This is a genomic window from Paraburkholderia sp., from assembly GCF_049581445.1.
GTDB lineage: Bacteria > Pseudomonadota > Gammaproteobacteria > Burkholderiales > Burkholderiaceae > Paraburkholderia.
In genome coordinates this window covers 1-15,757 of record NZ_JBAURZ010000340.1, presented here as the reverse complement: position 1 = coordinate 15,757, position 15,757 = coordinate 1, and the positions used below count along the sequence as shown (strand labels likewise).

The window sequence follows — 15,757 nt, the reverse complement described above, 5'->3', positions numbered from 1 at the left end:
ACACCCGCGTTGCCGCGATCCACACGCGGCAAACGCGCAGCGAAACAGGAGGCGGCGGACGCGAAGTCAGCGGCCTCGCCTGGCGCAACAAGGACGGCGCCGAAGGGACGATCAACGCGGAGATCGTGGTCAACTGTGCGGGCCAATGGGCCAAGGCGGTGGGCCGTATGTGCGATGTCACCGTGCCGCTGCATTCGGCCGAGCACTACTACATCGTCACCGAGCGCATTGCCGGCGTGCATCCCGATCTGCCGGTCATGCGCGATCCGGACGGCTTCATTTACTTCAAGGAAGAAGTGGGCGGCCTGGTGATGGGTGGCTTCGAGCCGGACGCAAAACCGTGGGGCATGGATGGCATTCCTGAGAATTTCGAATTCCAGCTGCTGCCCGACGACTGGGATCAATTCGAAATCCTGATGAAAAACGCGTTGCAGCGTGTGCCCGCGCTCGAAACCGCGCAGGTACGGCAGTTCTACAACGGGCCTGAATCGTTCACGCCGGATAACAACTTTATGCTTGGCGAAGCGCCCGAGTTGCGGCACTTCTTTGTCGGTGCGGGGTTTAACTCAATGGGGATCGCATCGGCGGGAGGCGCCGGTATGGCGCTTGCCGAGTGGATCGTCGCCGGTACGCCAACGATGGACCTGTGGCCGGTGGATATCCGCCGCTTTGCGCGCTTCAACGGCAACGACACGTGGCTGCACGACCGCGTCAAGGAAACGCTCGGTCTGCACTATGCGATGCCCTGGCCTAACCGCGAACTCGACAGCGCGCGGCCGTTTCGCCGCTCGCCGCTTTACACGATGCTGCGCGACGCGGGCGCCAGCTTCGGCAGCAAGATGGGTTGGGAGAGACCCAACTTTTTCGCGCCGGGCCCCGCCGAAGCAAGGATCGACTACGCGTTCGGCCAGCAAAACTGGCTGCCATGGAGCGGCGCCGAACATCGCGCCTGTCGCGAAGGCGTGGCCCTGTTCGACATGACGTCGTTTTCTAAATTTCTCGTCAAGGGACGCGATGCCGAAGCGGTGTTGCAGGGCATCGTCGCGAACGACGTGGCGGTGCCACCGGGCACCACCGTCTATAGCGGCATGCTCAACGAACGCGGCGGCTACGAATCGGATTTCACGCTCACCCGCCTCTCGCCCGATCAATACCTGATCGTCTCGGGCTCGGCTCAAACCACGCGCGACTTCGATTACATCGAGAAGTCCATTCCGCACGACAAGCATTGCACCCTGGTGGACGTCACCGGCCAATACGCCGTTCTGGCCGTGATGGGACCGCGCGCCCGCGATCTGCTGCAAAGCGTTTCGAAGGCTGACTGGAGCAACGCAGGATTCCCCTTCGGGCAGAGCCGCGAAATGGACATCGGCTATGCGACGGCGCGTGCCACGCGGCTCACCTATGTCGGCGAACTGGGATGGGAACTGTACGTGCCCGTTGAATTCGCCGCCGGTGTGTACGAGACGCTGCAGCATGCGGGCACGACATTCGGCCTCGTCAACGCGGGCTACTACGCGATCGAATCGCTGCGGATCGAAAAAGGCTACCGGGCATGGGGCCGCGAACTCACGCCGGATTCAAACCCGTTCGAAGCGGGTCTTGGGTTCGCCTGCAAGCTCGACAAGGACATCGCGTTTCGCGGGCGCGACGCCTTGCTGAAACTGCGTGAAACGCCGCTGCGCCGGCGCATGGTTGTGCTGACTGTGGACGCCGCCGCCGATAGCATGCTGTGGGGCGGCGAAGCGATCCTGCGCGACGGCAAGCCGGTCGGCTTCGTGAGTTCAGCAGCGTTTGGGCATACCTTTGGTTGCCCGGTGGCGATGGGCTACGTCAACAATCCGGACGGCGCAGCTGATACAGCGTATCTGACCAGCGGACGTTATGCGATTGATGTCGCAGGCGAGTTACTGCCTGCGACGCTGCACCTGAAAGCGCCACACGATCCACGGTCGGAACGCGTGAAAAGCTGAGTCTCCAACCGGTAACGCAACGTCAAGCCTGGCGTGCAGCACCCCGCGCCATGCTTGAAAACACGCCGTCGCGCCGGATCAGCCCATGGAACAAGGCCGCACCGAGGTGACCGAGCACCGTGAGAAACAACGCAAACGCAAGCCATGTATGCAATGCACGCAGCAACGCATAGAGCCTGACATCGTGCGGCACGATGGGCGGCAGGTGCACGCCGCCGAACAGCGTCACCGGATAACCCGCTGCCGATAGCATCGACCAGCCGATCAGCGGCATGGCAAGCATCAGCGCGTACAACACCAGATGCGAAAGCTTCGCGACCACCTGTTGTAATGCGGGCATGTCGTCGGGCAACGACGGGCTACCACGCTTTAGTCTTACCGCAATACGCAGTAGTACCAACAAAAGTATCGCAATCCCCAGCGGCCGATGAATGGCGATCAACGTATTGTGCGCATGCGAGACCGTTGCGACCATGCCAACGCCGACAAATAGCATCGCGAGAATCAGCAGCGCCATGCTCCAGTGCAGCAGCCGTTGCGACGTGGTGAAGTGTGTGTGTGCCGGCTTCATGACCGATCTCCATTCTGCTGCGCCTGGTGCAGCTTCGGGTTGAGCGCCTCCTCGCGGGTGCGCCGGTTGTAGGAAACGGAATACGCTGCCGAGCGCGCCGCGAGCAGCGGATCGTCCGATGTCTTGATGCCCGCAGGCAACACGGTGGGATCGAAGTTGACGTCGCGGCACGGACCATCGTCCTGCGAGGTCTCGTGCTCGATCACCAGCGTGCCTGCGTCAATCTGCTGGCGGCCAACCGGCCATTGCGACGTGGCATCGTTACTCGGGTCGCCCAACTCGGCCACCGTCACGATCAGATGCCAACGCAGCGGACCCGCTTGCAGTCGCTGGTCGAGATCGGCGTCGAGGAAGTTCTTCGCATTCTTTTGCGCATCCGTGATGGGCGCAAACGGTGTTTCCGGCACCATCGACCAGCGCACGAAGCGGGTTTGCCCGCTCGCGTTGACAAAGCGAAACGCGTTGATGCTGTAGTAACTCCCATTGGCAAAGCTCGATGATGGCGGATGGCCCTTCATCCACGCCTGAAGCGGCTTCGTTTCCGGAGTGGCGACGTAGAACGCCTTGAGCACGGCGGGGTTAGGCTTACCGGTCGCCGGATCAGGCTTCGTCGCGACCAGTAGCTGGTAGAACTGCTCCGGTGTGCGCACCGCGAACACCGGCACGGAGTTCATCCCAGTGCGCCACTGCTCGCCGTCGTGCAGGGAGAACAGCAACGCCATGCTGCGAATCGGCACACTCGTGTCGGGCGCGGAGGGATTGCCGCCCGGAATCGCGAAGCGGCCAATCACCGGCGTCACACCCGCCGCAAACACGGTTGCGCTTGAAAGGGCGGCGGCATTGCCGTTGCTCTCGAAATCACCGGCCACGCACACCCCCTTCGAATGATTACGCCGGTAGCCCGGATGCTGCCCGTTATCGGTTTCGAACGCATTGACGATGCGATGCGTAGTGAGGCGCTCCGGCGTCAGCCAGCCGGCCACGTAGGCGAAACCAGCGGCAACGCTCAAGACGACAGCGCCAATCGCCGCGAGCCGGCATGGCACGCAAATTGGGGTGGATGGCGGAAGGGAAGACTGGGTCACGTGGGCTCCTTGGCTTTTTCATGCGCTCTACAGGGGCACTAACACGGGACCAGCGGGGTTTATTCCGCGAGGGCGAACGACAAGCCACATAGTACGGCGCTGCACAGCATGGCATGGCGCGTGCATGGAATAAAAATGCAGGGTGCGTGTTAGCCCAATCAAGCACTCCTTGCACTCAAACATCATGAACCGCACCGACCCACGACACGATCCGCCGCTTTCCGAACAGGATATTCAGGCATACGCAGACGGCCTTCTCTCCCCGGAGCGCGAGGCTCATTTGCGCGCCTATCTGGGCAAGCGGCCCGGCGAGGCGCGCCGGGTGGCCTTCTACGGCAAGCTCAACGAGCAGATCCAGCGTTCATTTGGCCCCGCTGATGAACCACTGCCGAACCGCAGCTCTGACAAGCGGCGGCTGACGAAGGGTATGGGCAAGTGGCTGGCATGGCGCGGCGGCGCAGCGAGGTTGCAAGCAATACGTACCAGCATGGCGGTGATTTTCGCCGCCGCTCTTGCTCTGGTGGCGGCGAGTGGTTGGATGACTGCGTCGCAGGTCTCCACAGAAGCATTGAACAACGCGGCTGTGATGGCCTTGATGCAGGCGACCGGCGGCCATACTGGCAACGCGCAGTCGCTCGCCGAAAGCAGTGCAACCACTACTGCGAGTGGCATGGTTGGGACGGCCGCCACGACCGACAAGGTTCCGGCCCCGGCTGGCATGCAGAACTCCGGTCTAACCGCCAGCCCGGACCCAGCCGCGCTCAAGGCGTCCGCGCCGAACCTCACGGCGGTCGGCATGCACCTCATCGGCCACCGCACGATGAAACTCGGCCCATTCGCGCATGCGACCGAATACCTGTATCTGAACAACGAACATCAGCCCATCGTGCTCGTCGAGGCGGCCGCTTGGCCAGCTAGTGCCCAGCCGCAATGGAGCGCGCGCCGGGTGGGTTCGTTGCGGCTGCTGAGTTGGACCGCGCACGGCGAGGGCTACGTCCTGGCCGGCACGGCCGACGCACGAGGGCTGATGCGCGCCGCCGACGCCCTGACCTCACACTGAGGGTAAGCGGCACAAGCCGCATCAGGCATCACGCATCACGCTGGATGCAGTGGCAGTGGCAGTGGCAGGAAGCAGACAAAAGGGCACAAAATGGCCGCGAAAAGGCCGCAATATCGGCCTCCGCGAGCCATTCAGCAAGAACTTGTTCCCGCCCATCAATCTGGGTGGGAATAAAATGCCATCCAGCGTGTTCGCACCTTGAATGCCGTCGTTCGCCGTGACCGGCGCACCACGCTGAATATCTCACTGGTAAGAGCAATGGACATCCGTGACGAGTTGATGGAGCACGTCCCGCGTTTGCGGCGCTATGCAAGAGCGCTGATCAACAACCGGGAACTGGCCGATGACCTGGTCCAGGACACGTTGGAGCGCGCCCTGGGCCGCACCGAACTGTTCCAGGCCGGTACTGACCTGCGCGCATGGTTGTTTACGATCATGCACAACGTGTTCGCGAACCAGGCGCGCAAGGCATCGGTGCGGGCCGTGCACGTTTCCGTGGACGACGACAGCATCGCGGAAAGCGAATTCGCCGTGCCTTCCGACCAGACAAGGTCGCTGGAAATGCGCGATCTCGACTATGCATTGCAGCGTCTGCCCACCGACCAGCGTCAGGTGGTCCTGCTGGTCGGTCTCGAGGAAATGAGCTACGCAGACGTCGCGCTGGCGCTGGATATTCCGATCGGTACGGTGATGTCGCGGCTATCACGCGGACGCGAACGGCTCAGGGCATTGATGGCGGGCACACAGCCCGGCGCGAAATTACAGGTGGTGCGATGAACGAACCAGTCACGCCAATCGGCGAAGAAGAACTGCACGCTTACGTGGACGGCACGCTGTCGGACGAACGCCGCGCCCAGGTGGAGCGCGCGCTCGAACAGAACCCCGACCTTGCCGCGCGAGTCAGCGACTATTTCTCTCTGAACAGCATGTTCCATGAGCGCTATGACCGGGTTCTAAGCGAGCCGGTGCCCAAGCGCCTGCAAGCCCCTGCCCCGAAGCGGCGCTGGCTTGACGCCGCAAACTGGCCGCAGTTCGCGGGAATGGCTGCTGCCTTGGTGCTGGGTGTCGGTATTGGCGTGGGCACGCAAATGGGCAAGAGTGTGCCGGAGTCCATGCCGGGGATGCCTGCTGGCACCTCATCGGATACGCGTCCTGTCAGCGCGGATGCGTCAGATGGCCTCGCGCGCCAGGCCGCAGTGGCGCATGTCGTGTATATGCCGGCGGTGGAACGGCCCGATGCAATGGACGCCGCCGATCACGAGCAGGATTTCGTCCAGTGGCTGTCGAATAAACTCGGCACCGACGTGCATCCGCCCATGCTCGACAAAAGCGGCTTTGTGCTGAGCGGCGGGCGCATCCTGCCGGGCGCGGATGGTCCGGTTGCCCAGTTCATGTACCGTGGTCCGTCAGGCGAGCGTATGACCTTGTGCATCTCGCATCGCAAGGAGAATTCGAACACCACCGCATTCAAGCTGTATCAGGATGGGCCGGTGAATGTTTTCTACTGGGTTGATGGAGACTTTGGCTATGCGGTTTCGGGCGGGATCGACCGGAAGGTGTTGCTGCAACTCTCGCATGATGTCTATGCGCAGTTGACCGCGAAGGGATGATGATCAGGGGCATTCGTGATGCTGCGTTCAGCCCCTGCCCCTCACCACCTCTCGCGGCGTTACCCCCAGCAAACGGTTCATCCAGTGCGCCATATGACTCTGATGTGCGAACCCCGTATCCAGCGCGACCTGGCTCGCACTCAGACGGCCCTCTAGCAACAGATCACGCGCCCGCTCGACGCGTCTTTGCACGACATACTGATGCACCGGCGTCCCCAGCGTCTCACGAAACAACACCTTGAAATGCGGCACGCTTAAGTCTGCGAGTGCCGCGAGTTCTGCCAGCGTGAGACGCTGCGAGAGATTGCCTTCAATAAACTCCACGACCCGCGTTGCCAGCCTGGGCGCGAGCTTCGCCGTGCGCTTGCGCTCGAGCATGGGTTCGGCGTTGATGAGCCGCACGATCATCGCTGTGCACAGGCTTTCTGCGTAGAGCGGATCGGAGGCGTCATCGGCCTCGAGTTCCGCGCGCAATGCCCATACAAGATGCTGAAAACGCGGATCACGCATTTGAAATCGCGGACGGATCTGTGCATCGTTCGAGCGCAGTTCCATCTGTTCGAACGTTTTTTGCGCCAACGCATTGTCAATCCAGACGCTGAAAATCGTGCAGTCGGACTCGTCGCTCCACTGTCCATCGAGGCCCGCGGGGATCACGTCGGCATCGCCATGCGACTGCAATCGCACCAGACGCCGCCCGTTGCACAGGCAATGTGCCTTGACTGGGGCGCCCACATGCACGCCCACCCGATGATGTTGCAGGGCCGGAATCCGGTGCACGCCCGCGCCGATGCCAATCAGGTCGGCCCCAAAGCCTCGCCAGCCGAGCCGGGCACTCGTTTGCAGACTAATGCGGGCAGCAGAATGCGGCGTATGGCCGGGAATCGCGACAGGCATTGCAGCAGGCATCGAAGTGGAAAACACGGCGTTCATAGCAGCCCTCTCGGATAGCGACAGACGTGCGTGCATTGTGCGATGTTTTTGCCTGCGATGCTTGAGGCGTTGCTCTCGCGCTGCCCGCTTCTTTTGGCACGGATTCTTCCGCTTGAAAACGATCATCCGGATCTGCTCGAAGCCATCCACACCCGCGCGTCGCGTCGGCCACACGCTTCTAAGATGAGTCACACCCTACTCATCAGGAGCACAACGTGTTTGTGATATTCGGAGCATCCGGCAATGCCGGCAGGCTCACCGCTGCCACCCTGCGTCGCGCGGGCGAGACAGTGCGTGCCGTGGTTCGCAACGCACAACAAGGCGAACGACTCGCGAAACTCGGCTGCGAGATCGCATTGGCCGATCTGACGGACTACGCGTCGGTCGCCAAAGCCATCGAGGGCGCCGACGCGGTGCAGATTCTCTGTCCGGTGCCGCGCACCGAAGCGCAACCCGCCGATATGATGCGTCACATGATTGACACTGCGGCCCGCGCCCTGCGCGCCAATCCGCCGCCGCGCGTGCTCGCCTTATCCGACTACGGCGCCGAGTTGGCACACGACACGGGTATCACGCTGCTCTTTCATCACATGGAGGAAGCACTCAAGCCTGTCGCGAGTCATCTGACCTTGTTACGCGCCGCCGAGCACATGCAAAACTGGGCACGCGTTCTGCCCGCCGCGTTGAAGACAGGCTTGCTGCCGAGCCTGCATCATCCGTTGGACAAACGGTTCGCGAGCGTTTCGGCCCACGACGTTGGCAGGCTCGCCGCTGCATTGCTGGTCGACCACGACCCGGATGGTGAGAGAACGCCGCGTATCGTCAGCGTGGAGGGTCCGCGACGCATCAGCGCGCTCGATGTGGCGCAGACGCTGAGCACGTTAAGCGGCCGCGAGATCGCCGCGCTTGAACTGCCTCGCGAGCAATGGACGCCGATGCTGCTACGCGCGGGTCTGAGCGCGAACCACGCGCAACTGATCACCGACCTTTACGACCGGCACAACGCCGGGTTGATCGATGTGGAAACCGGTGCGGGTGAACGACGTTTCGGCACGACCGAATTGAGCGAGGCGTTGGCTTCGATCATCCCACGTGTCGAAGCCGGAGCGCATTAGCTACCAGCGCGTTAATCGCAGAAGCCGGAGCGCCGCGCCGTGTCACGGCGCTTACTCGTTTTCGTCGAAGTAATGTCCAAACTTGGTCTGCTTGGTGCGGATATACCGTTCGTTTTCTTCCCGCGTGGGAACCGCTAGCGCAACCCGTTCGCTAACGGGAATGCCATGCTTCGAGAGCGTGTCGAACTTCTTCGGATTGTTGCTCATCAGGCGCACCGAGGTGACTTTCAGCGTGCGCAGAATGCCCGCGGCCGAATCGTATTCGCGCGAATCGTCGGGCAAGCCGAGGTCGAGATTAGCCTCGACCGTATCGCGCCCCTGCTCCTGCAACGCGTATGCACGAATCTTGTTGGACAGGCCAATGCCGCGCCCTTCGTGGCCACGCAGATAGAGCAGCACACCGCAACCTTCGGCGGCGATGTAGCGCAGAGCGAGGTCAAGTTGCTCGCCGCAATCGCAGCGGTAGGAGCCGAGCACATCGCCCGTCAGGCATTCTGAATGCAAACGGGTGAGGACCGAATCCTTATTGGCGACATCGCCCATGACAAGCGCGAGATGCTCGGCGCCCGTGTCACAGACACGAAACACATAGGAGGTAAACGTGCCGTAGCGCGTGGGAAGCGTGGCGACAGCGTCGAGAATGACGCATTCACCGGTCGTATCGCCAATGACGGGCGACGAGTCGTGAGGCGTGGGCATAGCGTTAGGCAGAGGCACTGACATGAACCCGTTAACAACCGGGGATAAAGTACGGAACTGGAGTTTACCGCTAATCGGCCAACCGCACCTCAAGCGTGTGCGCGGCACCGGCTCTGTGAAGGCGTGGCGGGTCCCGATCTCACATGAATCGCGTCACCTGGTGTTTGCCCATGCATGTCCGATCTTCATGCGCCACCTATACTGAAAGCGCCTGTCCCCAACGACAGCGCGTCACGTGCCGACGTGCTGCACTGCGATACGGAGCCGCTCCATGACTAGCGTTGCACAACTTCTCAAGTCCAAGCCCAGCGAAGGCGTCTTTACGATTGCGGCAGACGATTCGGTCTATAACGCCATCAAACTCATGGCGGAAAAGCAGATCGGCGCGCTCGTCGTGACCGACGGCGACAGCATTTCCGGCATCATCACGGAGCGCGACTACGCGCGCAAGGTCGTGCTGATGGACCGCTCGTCGAAAGCGACACCCGTGCGCGACATCATGAGCAAGGCGGTGCGCTTCGTGCACCTCGAACAGACCACCGACGACTGCATGGCCCTCATGACAGAGCGCCGCATGCGCCATTTGCCGGTAATCGATCAGGAAAGATTGGTGGGAATGGTTTCGATTGGCGATCTGGTGAAGAACATCATTGCAGAACAGCAGTTCACGATCCAGCAGTTGGAGTTCTACATCACGGGCGAGAGGCCATAATTCGCTGGACCGTTGATCACTTGATGCGCCAGTGGCTCCGCGCCACACACCGCCAGACTACGCGGACGTAAAAAAAGCCCAAGCCGCCAAGGTTTGGGCCAAGCTACCTTGCGGCAGCGGAGGTTTCTAAAAATTCCGTGATTGGGCATGCGGCGAGCATGAACTGCGACCGCATACCCTTATGTTTGCGACGTATTCGCTTCGGCCGGATTAATGGCCAAAGTAGATACGTTGGCTGGCCACAGCCGGTTGCGACATCTGCATCGTGCCCGAAGCCGACGAACCGCTAGTGGCCGGACCATAACCGCTCGTATCGGCGACGCTGTTTTGCGCGACCGGCGGATTTTGTTCCTGCACACGCTTTTCAGCCGCCTGGATGTCGGCCGGATAGTTGACGTCATTGGAAATGGAAGGGTTGTAGCCCGCCTGCTCCAACTGGATCAACTGGTTCTTCACTTCGGCGCGCGTCACGGGTTGCTGGCTCGTGTCGGCAGACTGCGCGAACGAAGCAACCGGAGCGGCAAGGATTGCGGCAATAGCGACGGCTTGAATGAGCGACTTCATGATGGCTTACCTCCAGACCTGGTTTTTTGTGCGCTTGACACACCATGTGGGAAGCGGGTAATTCCAGTCTAGTCAGCCAATCTCCAAGGGAAAACCCTTGATTTGGAGATATATATTTGTTGAATTCGCAAGAGTAAATGATGAATGCCGCATATCTTCCCTCGAGCCTGACAGATTGACGTAGCAATTGCCAGTTTCGCAAGCTTTGTAAGCGGTCTGTCAAGCTGCGATGTTTCACTCTGGTGCATGGGCCGCAATCTGGGTGTATCGGATCTCGCCAATACTGCTGCTTCCCGGCTCGGCATTTATTCTTTATTCGGATGCGCCGCCACTGCTGGACACCAATAACTTGCGCGGCCCACTGACGAACGGGCTGCCGGGCACATAAAAGCGCAACGGTCGATGCATTTCACGCGACAGTCCAATCCGTTTGGTCACTGCAACCGGCGTCGCTTCCTCTTCCATTCTGCCGAGCCAGAGATCTCGGCCGGTGCACAGATCGCGGCCATCGAAGGCTTGTCCGATGCCGAGCGCCACCGATAACCGTCCCGGTCCGCGGGCGAGATCGCGCAAGCTCACGCCAGGGCGGCGGGCCTGCATCAACGGCAAACCCTCTAACGGTTCAATGGCCCGAATCAGCACGCCCGCGCCGATGCCCTCGGTCTCGCTCGATACGTTGAACATGTACGACACCCCGTAGGTCAGCCGCACATGGGCGTAGCCCCGGGCGAGGAACATCGCGCTGTTGTGCGGGCGCAGACCGACGAACGCATAACTGGTGGAATCGCCGAGCGGATAGGCCTCCATCTCGACGATGCGCCCGCTCATGCGCCCCTCTGGCAGATCATGAACCACATATTTGCCGACCAGATAGCGCGCCATTTCGACGGTATCGACCGGTAAATCGTCACGTTCGAGCGGAATAATATGAAGAGGTGAATCGGTCATTGGTACGGCAATTCCCAGGTTGCGAAGGCGGCGATGAACGGTTAATCGCTTCGCACAATAAGCAGCTTTTTAACCGTGACGCAAGTTTATCCGTTGTGCTAAAGCCGCATTTCGACATACAGTTGCATCGCTCATTCTTTCAAGTGGGAGTATTGTTACATTCCGGCTAGCAGTACATCCTTCGCCGGGCAGCGCGCGTCTCGGCCCGCTGGATTATTAGCAGACATAGCAACCAGGCTTGCATCACTCGCAGCATCGTTCCACTCAGGTTTGATCCCGAAGTACCCGTTGGTGCAATCCTGCGGTTCCGCCCCCGGAACCGTGAAAAATCATGACAACCGGAGAAACTTGAATGAAAGCATTCCAGGCAATCAAAATTATCGGTGGCGCGCTGATCGTTGCGGCTTCCCTTAACGCCTACGCTCAAAGCAGCGATGCAATGGCTGCCTCAGGCACGATGGCAGCGCCGAGCGCCAAATCGACCAAGGCCGCCAACCGTGCTCTGCAACGCGCCGTGCGCAAGGCTCTGACGAGGACGAAGGACCTGACCGCCAACAACATCACGGTCCGCGCCCGCAGCGGCGCCGTGACGCTGGAGGGCACGGTGCCTGAGCAGCCGCAGATCGATCTGGCCACGCAAGCGGCTCAGGGCGTAGCGGGCGTAACCTCGGTGAAGAACGCACTGACGATTCGCGCAATCGGCCAGTAAGCGCACCAGCTCGGGCGCATCCCTTTCATGCAAAGGGCTGCGCCCGTTTCAATTGCGGGCTCGGGTTTGGGCTTGCGCTCGCTTTGGCGCCGCTGCCTTCTACAATAACCAGGGAACCCGAGGATGAAAACCACCACGGCTGTGCTGCCACGCTGGACCATCGGAACGCCCATTGCGGCGTGGCTGGTGCTGGGTGCCGCGGCCATGCTGCCGGGTTCCGCGCTGACGCTGGCACTGGTCGGTCTGGCGCTGGCCGGTTCCGTGTTCGCCGCCGTGCATCACGCCGAGGTAGTCGCACACCGGGTGGGCGAGCCGTTCGGCACACTGGTGCTGGCGGTGGCGGTCACCGTGATCGAAGTGGCGCTGATCGTGTCGGTGATGCTCACGTCCGGCCCCGAGAAGGCGGGGCTTGCCCGCGATACCGTGTTCGCGGCGGTGATGATCGTGTGCAACGGCATCGTCGGCATCTGTTTGCTAGTGGGCGGTATCCGCCATCGCGAACAGGATTTCCAGGCGCGCGGCGCGGCCGCGACGCTCGCGGTGCTTGCCTCGCTGTCGGTGTTGACGCTAGTGATGCCGAACTTCACGACTACCGAGCCGGGTCCACTGCTCTCGACATCACAACTCGCGTTTGCGGGGATATCGTCGCTGGTGCTCTACGGCGTGTTCGTGTTCGTGCAGACGGTCCGCCATCGCGACTACTTCCTCGCTGCCACGCCCGATGAGAGCGTTCACGCCGAACCGCCCACCAGCGCCCAGGCCCTCTTCAGCAGCCTGCTGTTACTGGTGTGCCTCGTGGCCGTGGTGCTGCTGGCGAAACTGCTTTCGCCAACCGTTGAGAGCGCGGTAAAGAATATCGGTGCGCCGCCGGCGGTGGTCGGCATCGTGATCGCGGCGCTGGTGTTGCTGCCTGAAGGGCTCGCCGCTGTGCGGGCGGCGCGCGCCGACCGGTTGCAGAACAGTCTGAATCTCGCGCTCGGCTCGGCACTCGCGAGTATCGGGCTGACTATTCCAACCGTGGCCGCGGTGTTTCTCTGGACCGGCCAGCCATTGATACTCGGCATCGACGGCAAGGAAACCGTGATGCTAATGCTGACGCTGGTGGTCGGCACGCTCACGCTGAGCAGCGGGCGCACGACCATCCTGCAAGGCGTGGTTCACCTGTCGCTGTTTGCGGCGTATCTGTTCCTGTCGTTTGCGCCGTAAGCGGCGCCGTCATTCGGTCCAATGTTCCGCAATCCACTCGCGGAACAGATTCACCTTCTGCTGATGCGCAACGCAATCGGGGTAGACGAAGTAGTAACGCCATCCCGTCATCAGGACCGTGTCGAAGGGCCTTACCAGGCGCTTCGCCGCCACGTCCTCGTCAATCAGAGCGAGATCGCTGATCGCGACGCCAAAACCCTGCAACGCGGCGTTAGTAGCCAGATCGAGCGTGTCGAAACTCGGGCCGTGCCCCGCGTCGATATCGCGGGCGTCGACGTGATCGAGCCACATTTTCCAGTCGCGATGGTCGCGTGTCGGGTGCAGCAGCGTGTGCCGCGCCAGATCGGCCACGCTATCGAGCGGCCTGTCGTTCAGCAGTTCCGGCGCGCAGACGGGCGTCAGCCGTTCCTCGAATAGCGGCACAGCCTGCACATCGGCACCGGGGGACGAACCGTAGATGATCGCCGCATCGAAGGGCTCGACCTGAAAGTCCACATCGTGCTGCCAGGTGGTCGTGATCTGCACGTGCAGATCGGGATACTCGGCCTGGAATTGCATGATCTTCGGCAGCATCCAGCGCATCACGCAGGTCGGCACTTTCAGCGCCAGGTCCGTCCGTTGTCGCGTGAGGCGCAGCGAAATCTCCTCGATGCGCGCGAAACTCTCCTTCACAGCCGGCAGCAGCAGTTCTCCCTCCGCGGTCAACGTCAAACCTTTCGCATGCCGCTTGAAAAGCGGAAACTTGTAGTAGTCCTCAAGCGCGAGTATCTGCCGGCTCACCGCGCCTTGCGTCAGGCACAAATGGTCTGCCGCACGGGTGAAACTGCGATGCCGCGCAACGGTCTCGAAGATTTGCAGCGCGTTCAGAGGAGGAAGTCTTCGCATCGGCGTGGCTCAGGTATCAGCAAAATGCATTGCAGTGCGGGAGAAGGTCAGGCTCCTCGCGCCCCGTTAAGCACCACAGCATACGCGATTCAAAAATATGATCGCGCTGGGCGCGCCTCGCGGCGCATGCGTGGCGCTCATGCTTAGGCGACTCAAACGCCTTCCCGTGCCGCGACCTGGCGCTCATGATGCACCGGTTAAGGGCAGACGCGAACGGCACCGCACCAGATTTGATCTTTCCTCATACCTCGAATCGTAGTCAGCGGTTGTCCGGGTCGTGGACGTATACCCGCGCTCCCCGTCATCGCGGCGCTGCGGCCCAATCGGCGGATGCCACTCGTGCAGAGGCGCAGTGGTCTGCGCATGAGCTTACGTCATGACGTCCATGCAGAGATTTCGATTGTTACCTGATTTTGGCAAACCTAGAGTGCATCCACCCGCAACGTCTTCGCACGGCACGCAGCAAGCGAAAGTTGCCTTGTTCAAACTGGGAGACGGTCATGCAGGACATCAAACGCGGCAGAAGGCAAGCTATCAAGGCGATCGGCGCGGCGCTCGCGGCCTCGGCGCTACCCATGCCATTTGTGAGTCTGCGAGCGCAGGAACAGAACTTCTCCGGCAAGACCTTGCGCCTGTTGACCTGGTCTGACGATACCGGCGCCGCCGCGCTGCGCAATATCGCCGCCACTTTTACGGCGAAAACCGGCGCCAAAGTGATTGCCGATCGCGCTGACGGCACCTCCGGCATGGTCGCCAAGGTCAAGGCCGCAGGCGACCGTCCCACGTACGACGTGATCACGCTCGCAGGCGTGGGGGCAACGGGTCTCGGCGAAGCGGGTCTACTGGTCAAGCCCGATCTCGACAAGCTACCCAATCTGAAGGACGTGGCACCGCAATATCGCACGGGCGCCGACGGCTTCGGCGTGGGCTATCTGCTGTGGTCCGATGGGCTCATCTACAACACGTCGACCGTCAAAACCGCCCCCACGACGTATGAGGCACTTTGGGATCCGAAGTACTCAGGGCGTCTGTTCCTGCCGCCGCCCGAATGGGCCGAAGCTGTCGACCTCGCGATCATTGCTGCGAAGATGGCCGACGGCTCGCAGCAAAACATCGATCCTGGTTTCAAGAAACTGGCCGAACTGAAAGACCGCGTGATGACGCTCGGCGAGAATCCGAACCAGGTGGCCGATCTGTTCCGCACCGGCTCGCTCGATATTGGCGGCATCTATTCGCCGGCCTTCTTTCCCGATCAGATTCGCAAGCCCGAGTACAAGATGGGCGTCACGTACGGCATGAAGGAAGGCTTCGCCACGCAGTTGATGTTCACCGTGATCCCCAAAGCGCACCCCGGCGATAGCGATCTGATTCACGCCTTCATCAATCATTCGCTCGATGCCGGCGTGCAGGGACGCATGGCCGCCGACGTGCTGAACGGCCCGGTCAACTCGAAGGCGGTGATCCCCGTCGAAAGCCGCGCGTTCGTGCCCAGCCCGAAGCAGATTGCGGAGAAAGCCGTGCTGCACGACGACAAGGCGCTGGCCGCTGTACAAGCCGCGTGGATCAAGCGCTACACCGAGATTTTCTCGGCATGACGACAATGCCCGCGTTCTCGTCGCGGCCCGCTCCCGATACCTCCGGCGCACCGGACGAGCCGGTCACGGCCGCGCCCGGCGCCACAATGGCG

The 15,757-nt window shown here is 61.5% G+C and carries 16 protein-coding genes; 9 read left to right on the top strand and 7 right to left on the bottom strand.

Translation table 11 applies throughout. The annotated features are described in order from the left end of the window. On the top strand, nucleotides 1-1,973 hold a 1,973-nt coding region (locus WCA85_RS28270), incomplete at its 5' end, for a GcvT family protein (RefSeq protein WP_424068171.1). Nucleotides 1,974-1,995: 22 nt separating this feature from the next. Here WCA85_RS28270 and WCA85_RS28265 read toward each other — a convergent pair. Continuing rightward, nucleotides 1,996-2,544 carry a cytochrome b gene (locus tag WCA85_RS28265; protein WP_424068170.1) on the bottom strand — a complete coding sequence of 183 codons (549 nt, stop codon included), beginning with the start codon at nucleotides 2,542-2,544 and terminating at the stop codon, nucleotides 1,996-1,998. Then, nucleotides 2,541-3,629: a catalase family peroxidase gene (locus tag WCA85_RS28260; protein ID WP_424068169.1), complete on the bottom strand. Its 1,089-nt coding sequence runs from the start codon at nucleotides 3,627-3,629 to the stop codon at nucleotides 2,541-2,543. The genes WCA85_RS28265 and WCA85_RS28260 overlap by 4 nt, the downstream gene beginning before the upstream one ends. A gap of 184 nt (nucleotides 3,630-3,813) precedes the next feature. On the opposite strand from WCA85_RS28260, the gene WCA85_RS28255 reads away from it, so the two are divergent. The 3 genes from WCA85_RS28255 to WCA85_RS28245 all read left to right on the top strand — a co-directional run bounded on the left by WCA85_RS28255 (nucleotide 3,814) and on the right by WCA85_RS28245 (nucleotide 6,299). Further along, nucleotides 3,814-4,689 carry an anti-sigma factor family protein gene (locus WCA85_RS28255; RefSeq protein WP_424068168.1) on the top strand — a complete coding sequence of 292 codons (876 nt, stop codon included), beginning with the start codon at nucleotides 3,814-3,816 and terminating at the stop codon, nucleotides 4,687-4,689. A 258-nt stretch (nucleotides 4,690-4,947) separates the two neighbouring features. Continuing rightward, entirely contained in the window at nucleotides 4,948-5,466 is a 519-nt protein-coding gene (locus WCA85_RS28250; RefSeq protein WP_424068167.1) for an RNA polymerase sigma factor, read from the top strand. Next, nucleotides 5,463-6,299, top strand: coding sequence for an anti-sigma factor family protein (locus tag WCA85_RS28245; RefSeq protein ID WP_424068166.1), 837 nt, complete (start codon nucleotides 5,463-5,465; stop codon nucleotides 6,297-6,299). Before WCA85_RS28250 ends, WCA85_RS28245 begins: the two co-directional genes overlap by 4 nt. A gap of 27 nt (nucleotides 6,300-6,326) precedes the next feature. Here WCA85_RS28245 and WCA85_RS28240 read toward each other — a convergent pair whose 3' ends face one another. Further along, the gene (locus tag WCA85_RS28240; RefSeq protein WP_424068172.1) at nucleotides 6,327-7,208 is read right to left on the bottom strand and encodes a helix-turn-helix transcriptional regulator; all 882 of its coding nucleotides are present in this window, start codon (nucleotides 7,206-7,208) and stop codon (nucleotides 6,327-6,329) included. Between the two features lie 239 nt (nucleotides 7,209-7,447). Here WCA85_RS28240 and WCA85_RS28235 point away from each other — a divergent pair, with 239 nt between their 5' ends. After that, nucleotides 7,448-8,347 (top strand): NAD(P)H-binding protein, encoded by a 900-nt coding sequence (locus WCA85_RS28235; RefSeq protein WP_424068165.1) that lies wholly within the window; start codon nucleotides 7,448-7,450, stop codon nucleotides 8,345-8,347. A gap of 51 nt (nucleotides 8,348-8,398) precedes the next feature. On the opposite strand, the gene ribA is transcribed toward WCA85_RS28235, so the two are convergent. After that, nucleotides 8,399-9,046 (bottom strand): GTP cyclohydrolase II, encoded by a 648-nt coding sequence (gene ribA / locus WCA85_RS28230; RefSeq protein WP_424068164.1) that lies wholly within the window; start codon nucleotides 9,044-9,046, stop codon nucleotides 8,399-8,401. A 271-nt stretch (nucleotides 9,047-9,317) separates the two neighbouring features. On the opposite strand from ribA, the gene WCA85_RS28225 reads away from it, so the two are divergent. Next, a complete protein-coding gene (locus tag WCA85_RS28225; RefSeq protein WP_424068163.1) occupies nucleotides 9,318-9,758 on the top strand; it encodes a CBS domain-containing protein in 441 nt (146 codons plus the stop codon). 210 nt (nucleotides 9,759-9,968) lie between these two features. On the opposite strand, the gene WCA85_RS28220 is transcribed toward WCA85_RS28225, so the two are convergent. Next, on the bottom strand, nucleotides 9,969-10,322 hold the full coding sequence (locus WCA85_RS28220; RefSeq protein ID WP_424068162.1) for a DUF4148 domain-containing protein: 354 nt from the start codon (nucleotides 10,320-10,322) through the stop codon (nucleotides 9,969-9,971). Between the two features lie 312 nt (nucleotides 10,323-10,634). Further along, the gene (locus WCA85_RS28215) at nucleotides 10,635-11,270 is read right to left on the bottom strand and encodes a DNA-3-methyladenine glycosylase (protein WP_424068161.1); all 636 of its coding nucleotides are present in this window, start codon (nucleotides 11,268-11,270) and stop codon (nucleotides 10,635-10,637) included. Between the two features lie 352 nt (nucleotides 11,271-11,622). On the opposite strand from WCA85_RS28215, the gene WCA85_RS28210 reads away from it, so the two are divergent. After that, the gene (locus tag WCA85_RS28210) at nucleotides 11,623-11,979 is read left to right on the top strand and encodes a BON domain-containing protein (RefSeq protein WP_424068160.1); all 357 of its coding nucleotides are present in this window, start codon (nucleotides 11,623-11,625) and stop codon (nucleotides 11,977-11,979) included. Nucleotides 11,980-12,102: 123 nt separating this feature from the next. After that, on the top strand, nucleotides 12,103-13,185 hold the full coding sequence (locus WCA85_RS28205; protein WP_424068159.1) for a calcium:proton antiporter: 1,083 nt from the start codon (nucleotides 12,103-12,105) through the stop codon (nucleotides 13,183-13,185). Between the two features lie 9 nt (nucleotides 13,186-13,194). Here WCA85_RS28205 and WCA85_RS28200 read toward each other — a convergent pair whose 3' ends face one another. Next, the gene (locus WCA85_RS28200; protein ID WP_424068158.1) at nucleotides 13,195-14,070 is read right to left on the bottom strand and encodes a LysR substrate-binding domain-containing protein; all 876 of its coding nucleotides are present in this window, start codon (nucleotides 14,068-14,070) and stop codon (nucleotides 13,195-13,197) included. A gap of 500 nt (nucleotides 14,071-14,570) precedes the next feature. On the opposite strand from WCA85_RS28200, the gene WCA85_RS28195 reads away from it, so the two are divergent. Further along, the gene (locus tag WCA85_RS28195) at nucleotides 14,571-15,665 is read left to right on the top strand and encodes an ABC transporter substrate-binding protein (protein ID WP_424068157.1); all 1,095 of its coding nucleotides are present in this window, start codon (nucleotides 14,571-14,573) and stop codon (nucleotides 15,663-15,665) included. Nucleotides 15,666-15,757 lie beyond the last annotated feature (92 nt).

Bases quoted from the DNA above. Each gene is read 5' to 3' on its own strand.
- WCA85_RS28210 (WP_424068160.1), top strand. From the start codon at position 11,623: ATGAAAGCATTCCAGGCAATCAAAATTATCGGTGGCGCGCTGATCGTT.
- WCA85_RS28200 (WP_424068158.1), bottom strand. From the start codon at position 14,070: ATGCGAAGACTTCCTCCTCTGAACGCGCTGCAAATCTTCGAGACCGTT.
- WCA85_RS28245 (WP_424068166.1), top strand. From the start codon at position 5,463: ATGAACGAACCAGTCACGCCAATCGGCGAAGAAGAACTGCACGCTTAC.
- WCA85_RS28265 (WP_424068170.1), bottom strand. From the start codon at position 2,544: ATGAAGCCGGCACACACACACTTCACCACGTCGCAACGGCTGCTGCAC.
- WCA85_RS28255 (WP_424068168.1), top strand. From the start codon at position 3,814: ATGAACCGCACCGACCCACGACACGATCCGCCGCTTTCCGAACAGGAT.
- WCA85_RS28250 (WP_424068167.1), top strand. From the start codon at position 4,948: ATGGACATCCGTGACGAGTTGATGGAGCACGTCCCGCGTTTGCGGCGC.
- WCA85_RS28205 (WP_424068159.1), top strand. From the start codon at position 12,103: ATGAAAACCACCACGGCTGTGCTGCCACGCTGGACCATCGGAACGCCC.
- WCA85_RS28195 (WP_424068157.1), top strand. From the start codon at position 14,571: ATGCAGGACATCAAACGCGGCAGAAGGCAAGCTATCAAGGCGATCGGC.
- WCA85_RS28225 (WP_424068163.1), top strand. From the start codon at position 9,318: ATGACTAGCGTTGCACAACTTCTCAAGTCCAAGCCCAGCGAAGGCGTC.
- WCA85_RS28220 (WP_424068162.1), bottom strand. From the start codon at position 10,322: ATGAAGTCGCTCATTCAAGCCGTCGCTATTGCCGCAATCCTTGCCGCT.
- WCA85_RS28215 (WP_424068161.1), bottom strand. From the start codon at position 11,270: ATGACCGATTCACCTCTTCATATTATTCCGCTCGAACGTGACGATTTA.
- ribA (WP_424068164.1), bottom strand. From the start codon at position 9,046: ATGCCCACGCCTCACGACTCGTCGCCCGTCATTGGCGATACGACCGGT.
- WCA85_RS28240 (WP_424068172.1), bottom strand. From the start codon at position 7,208: ATGCCTGCTGCAATGCCTGTCGCGATTCCCGGCCATACGCCGCATTCT.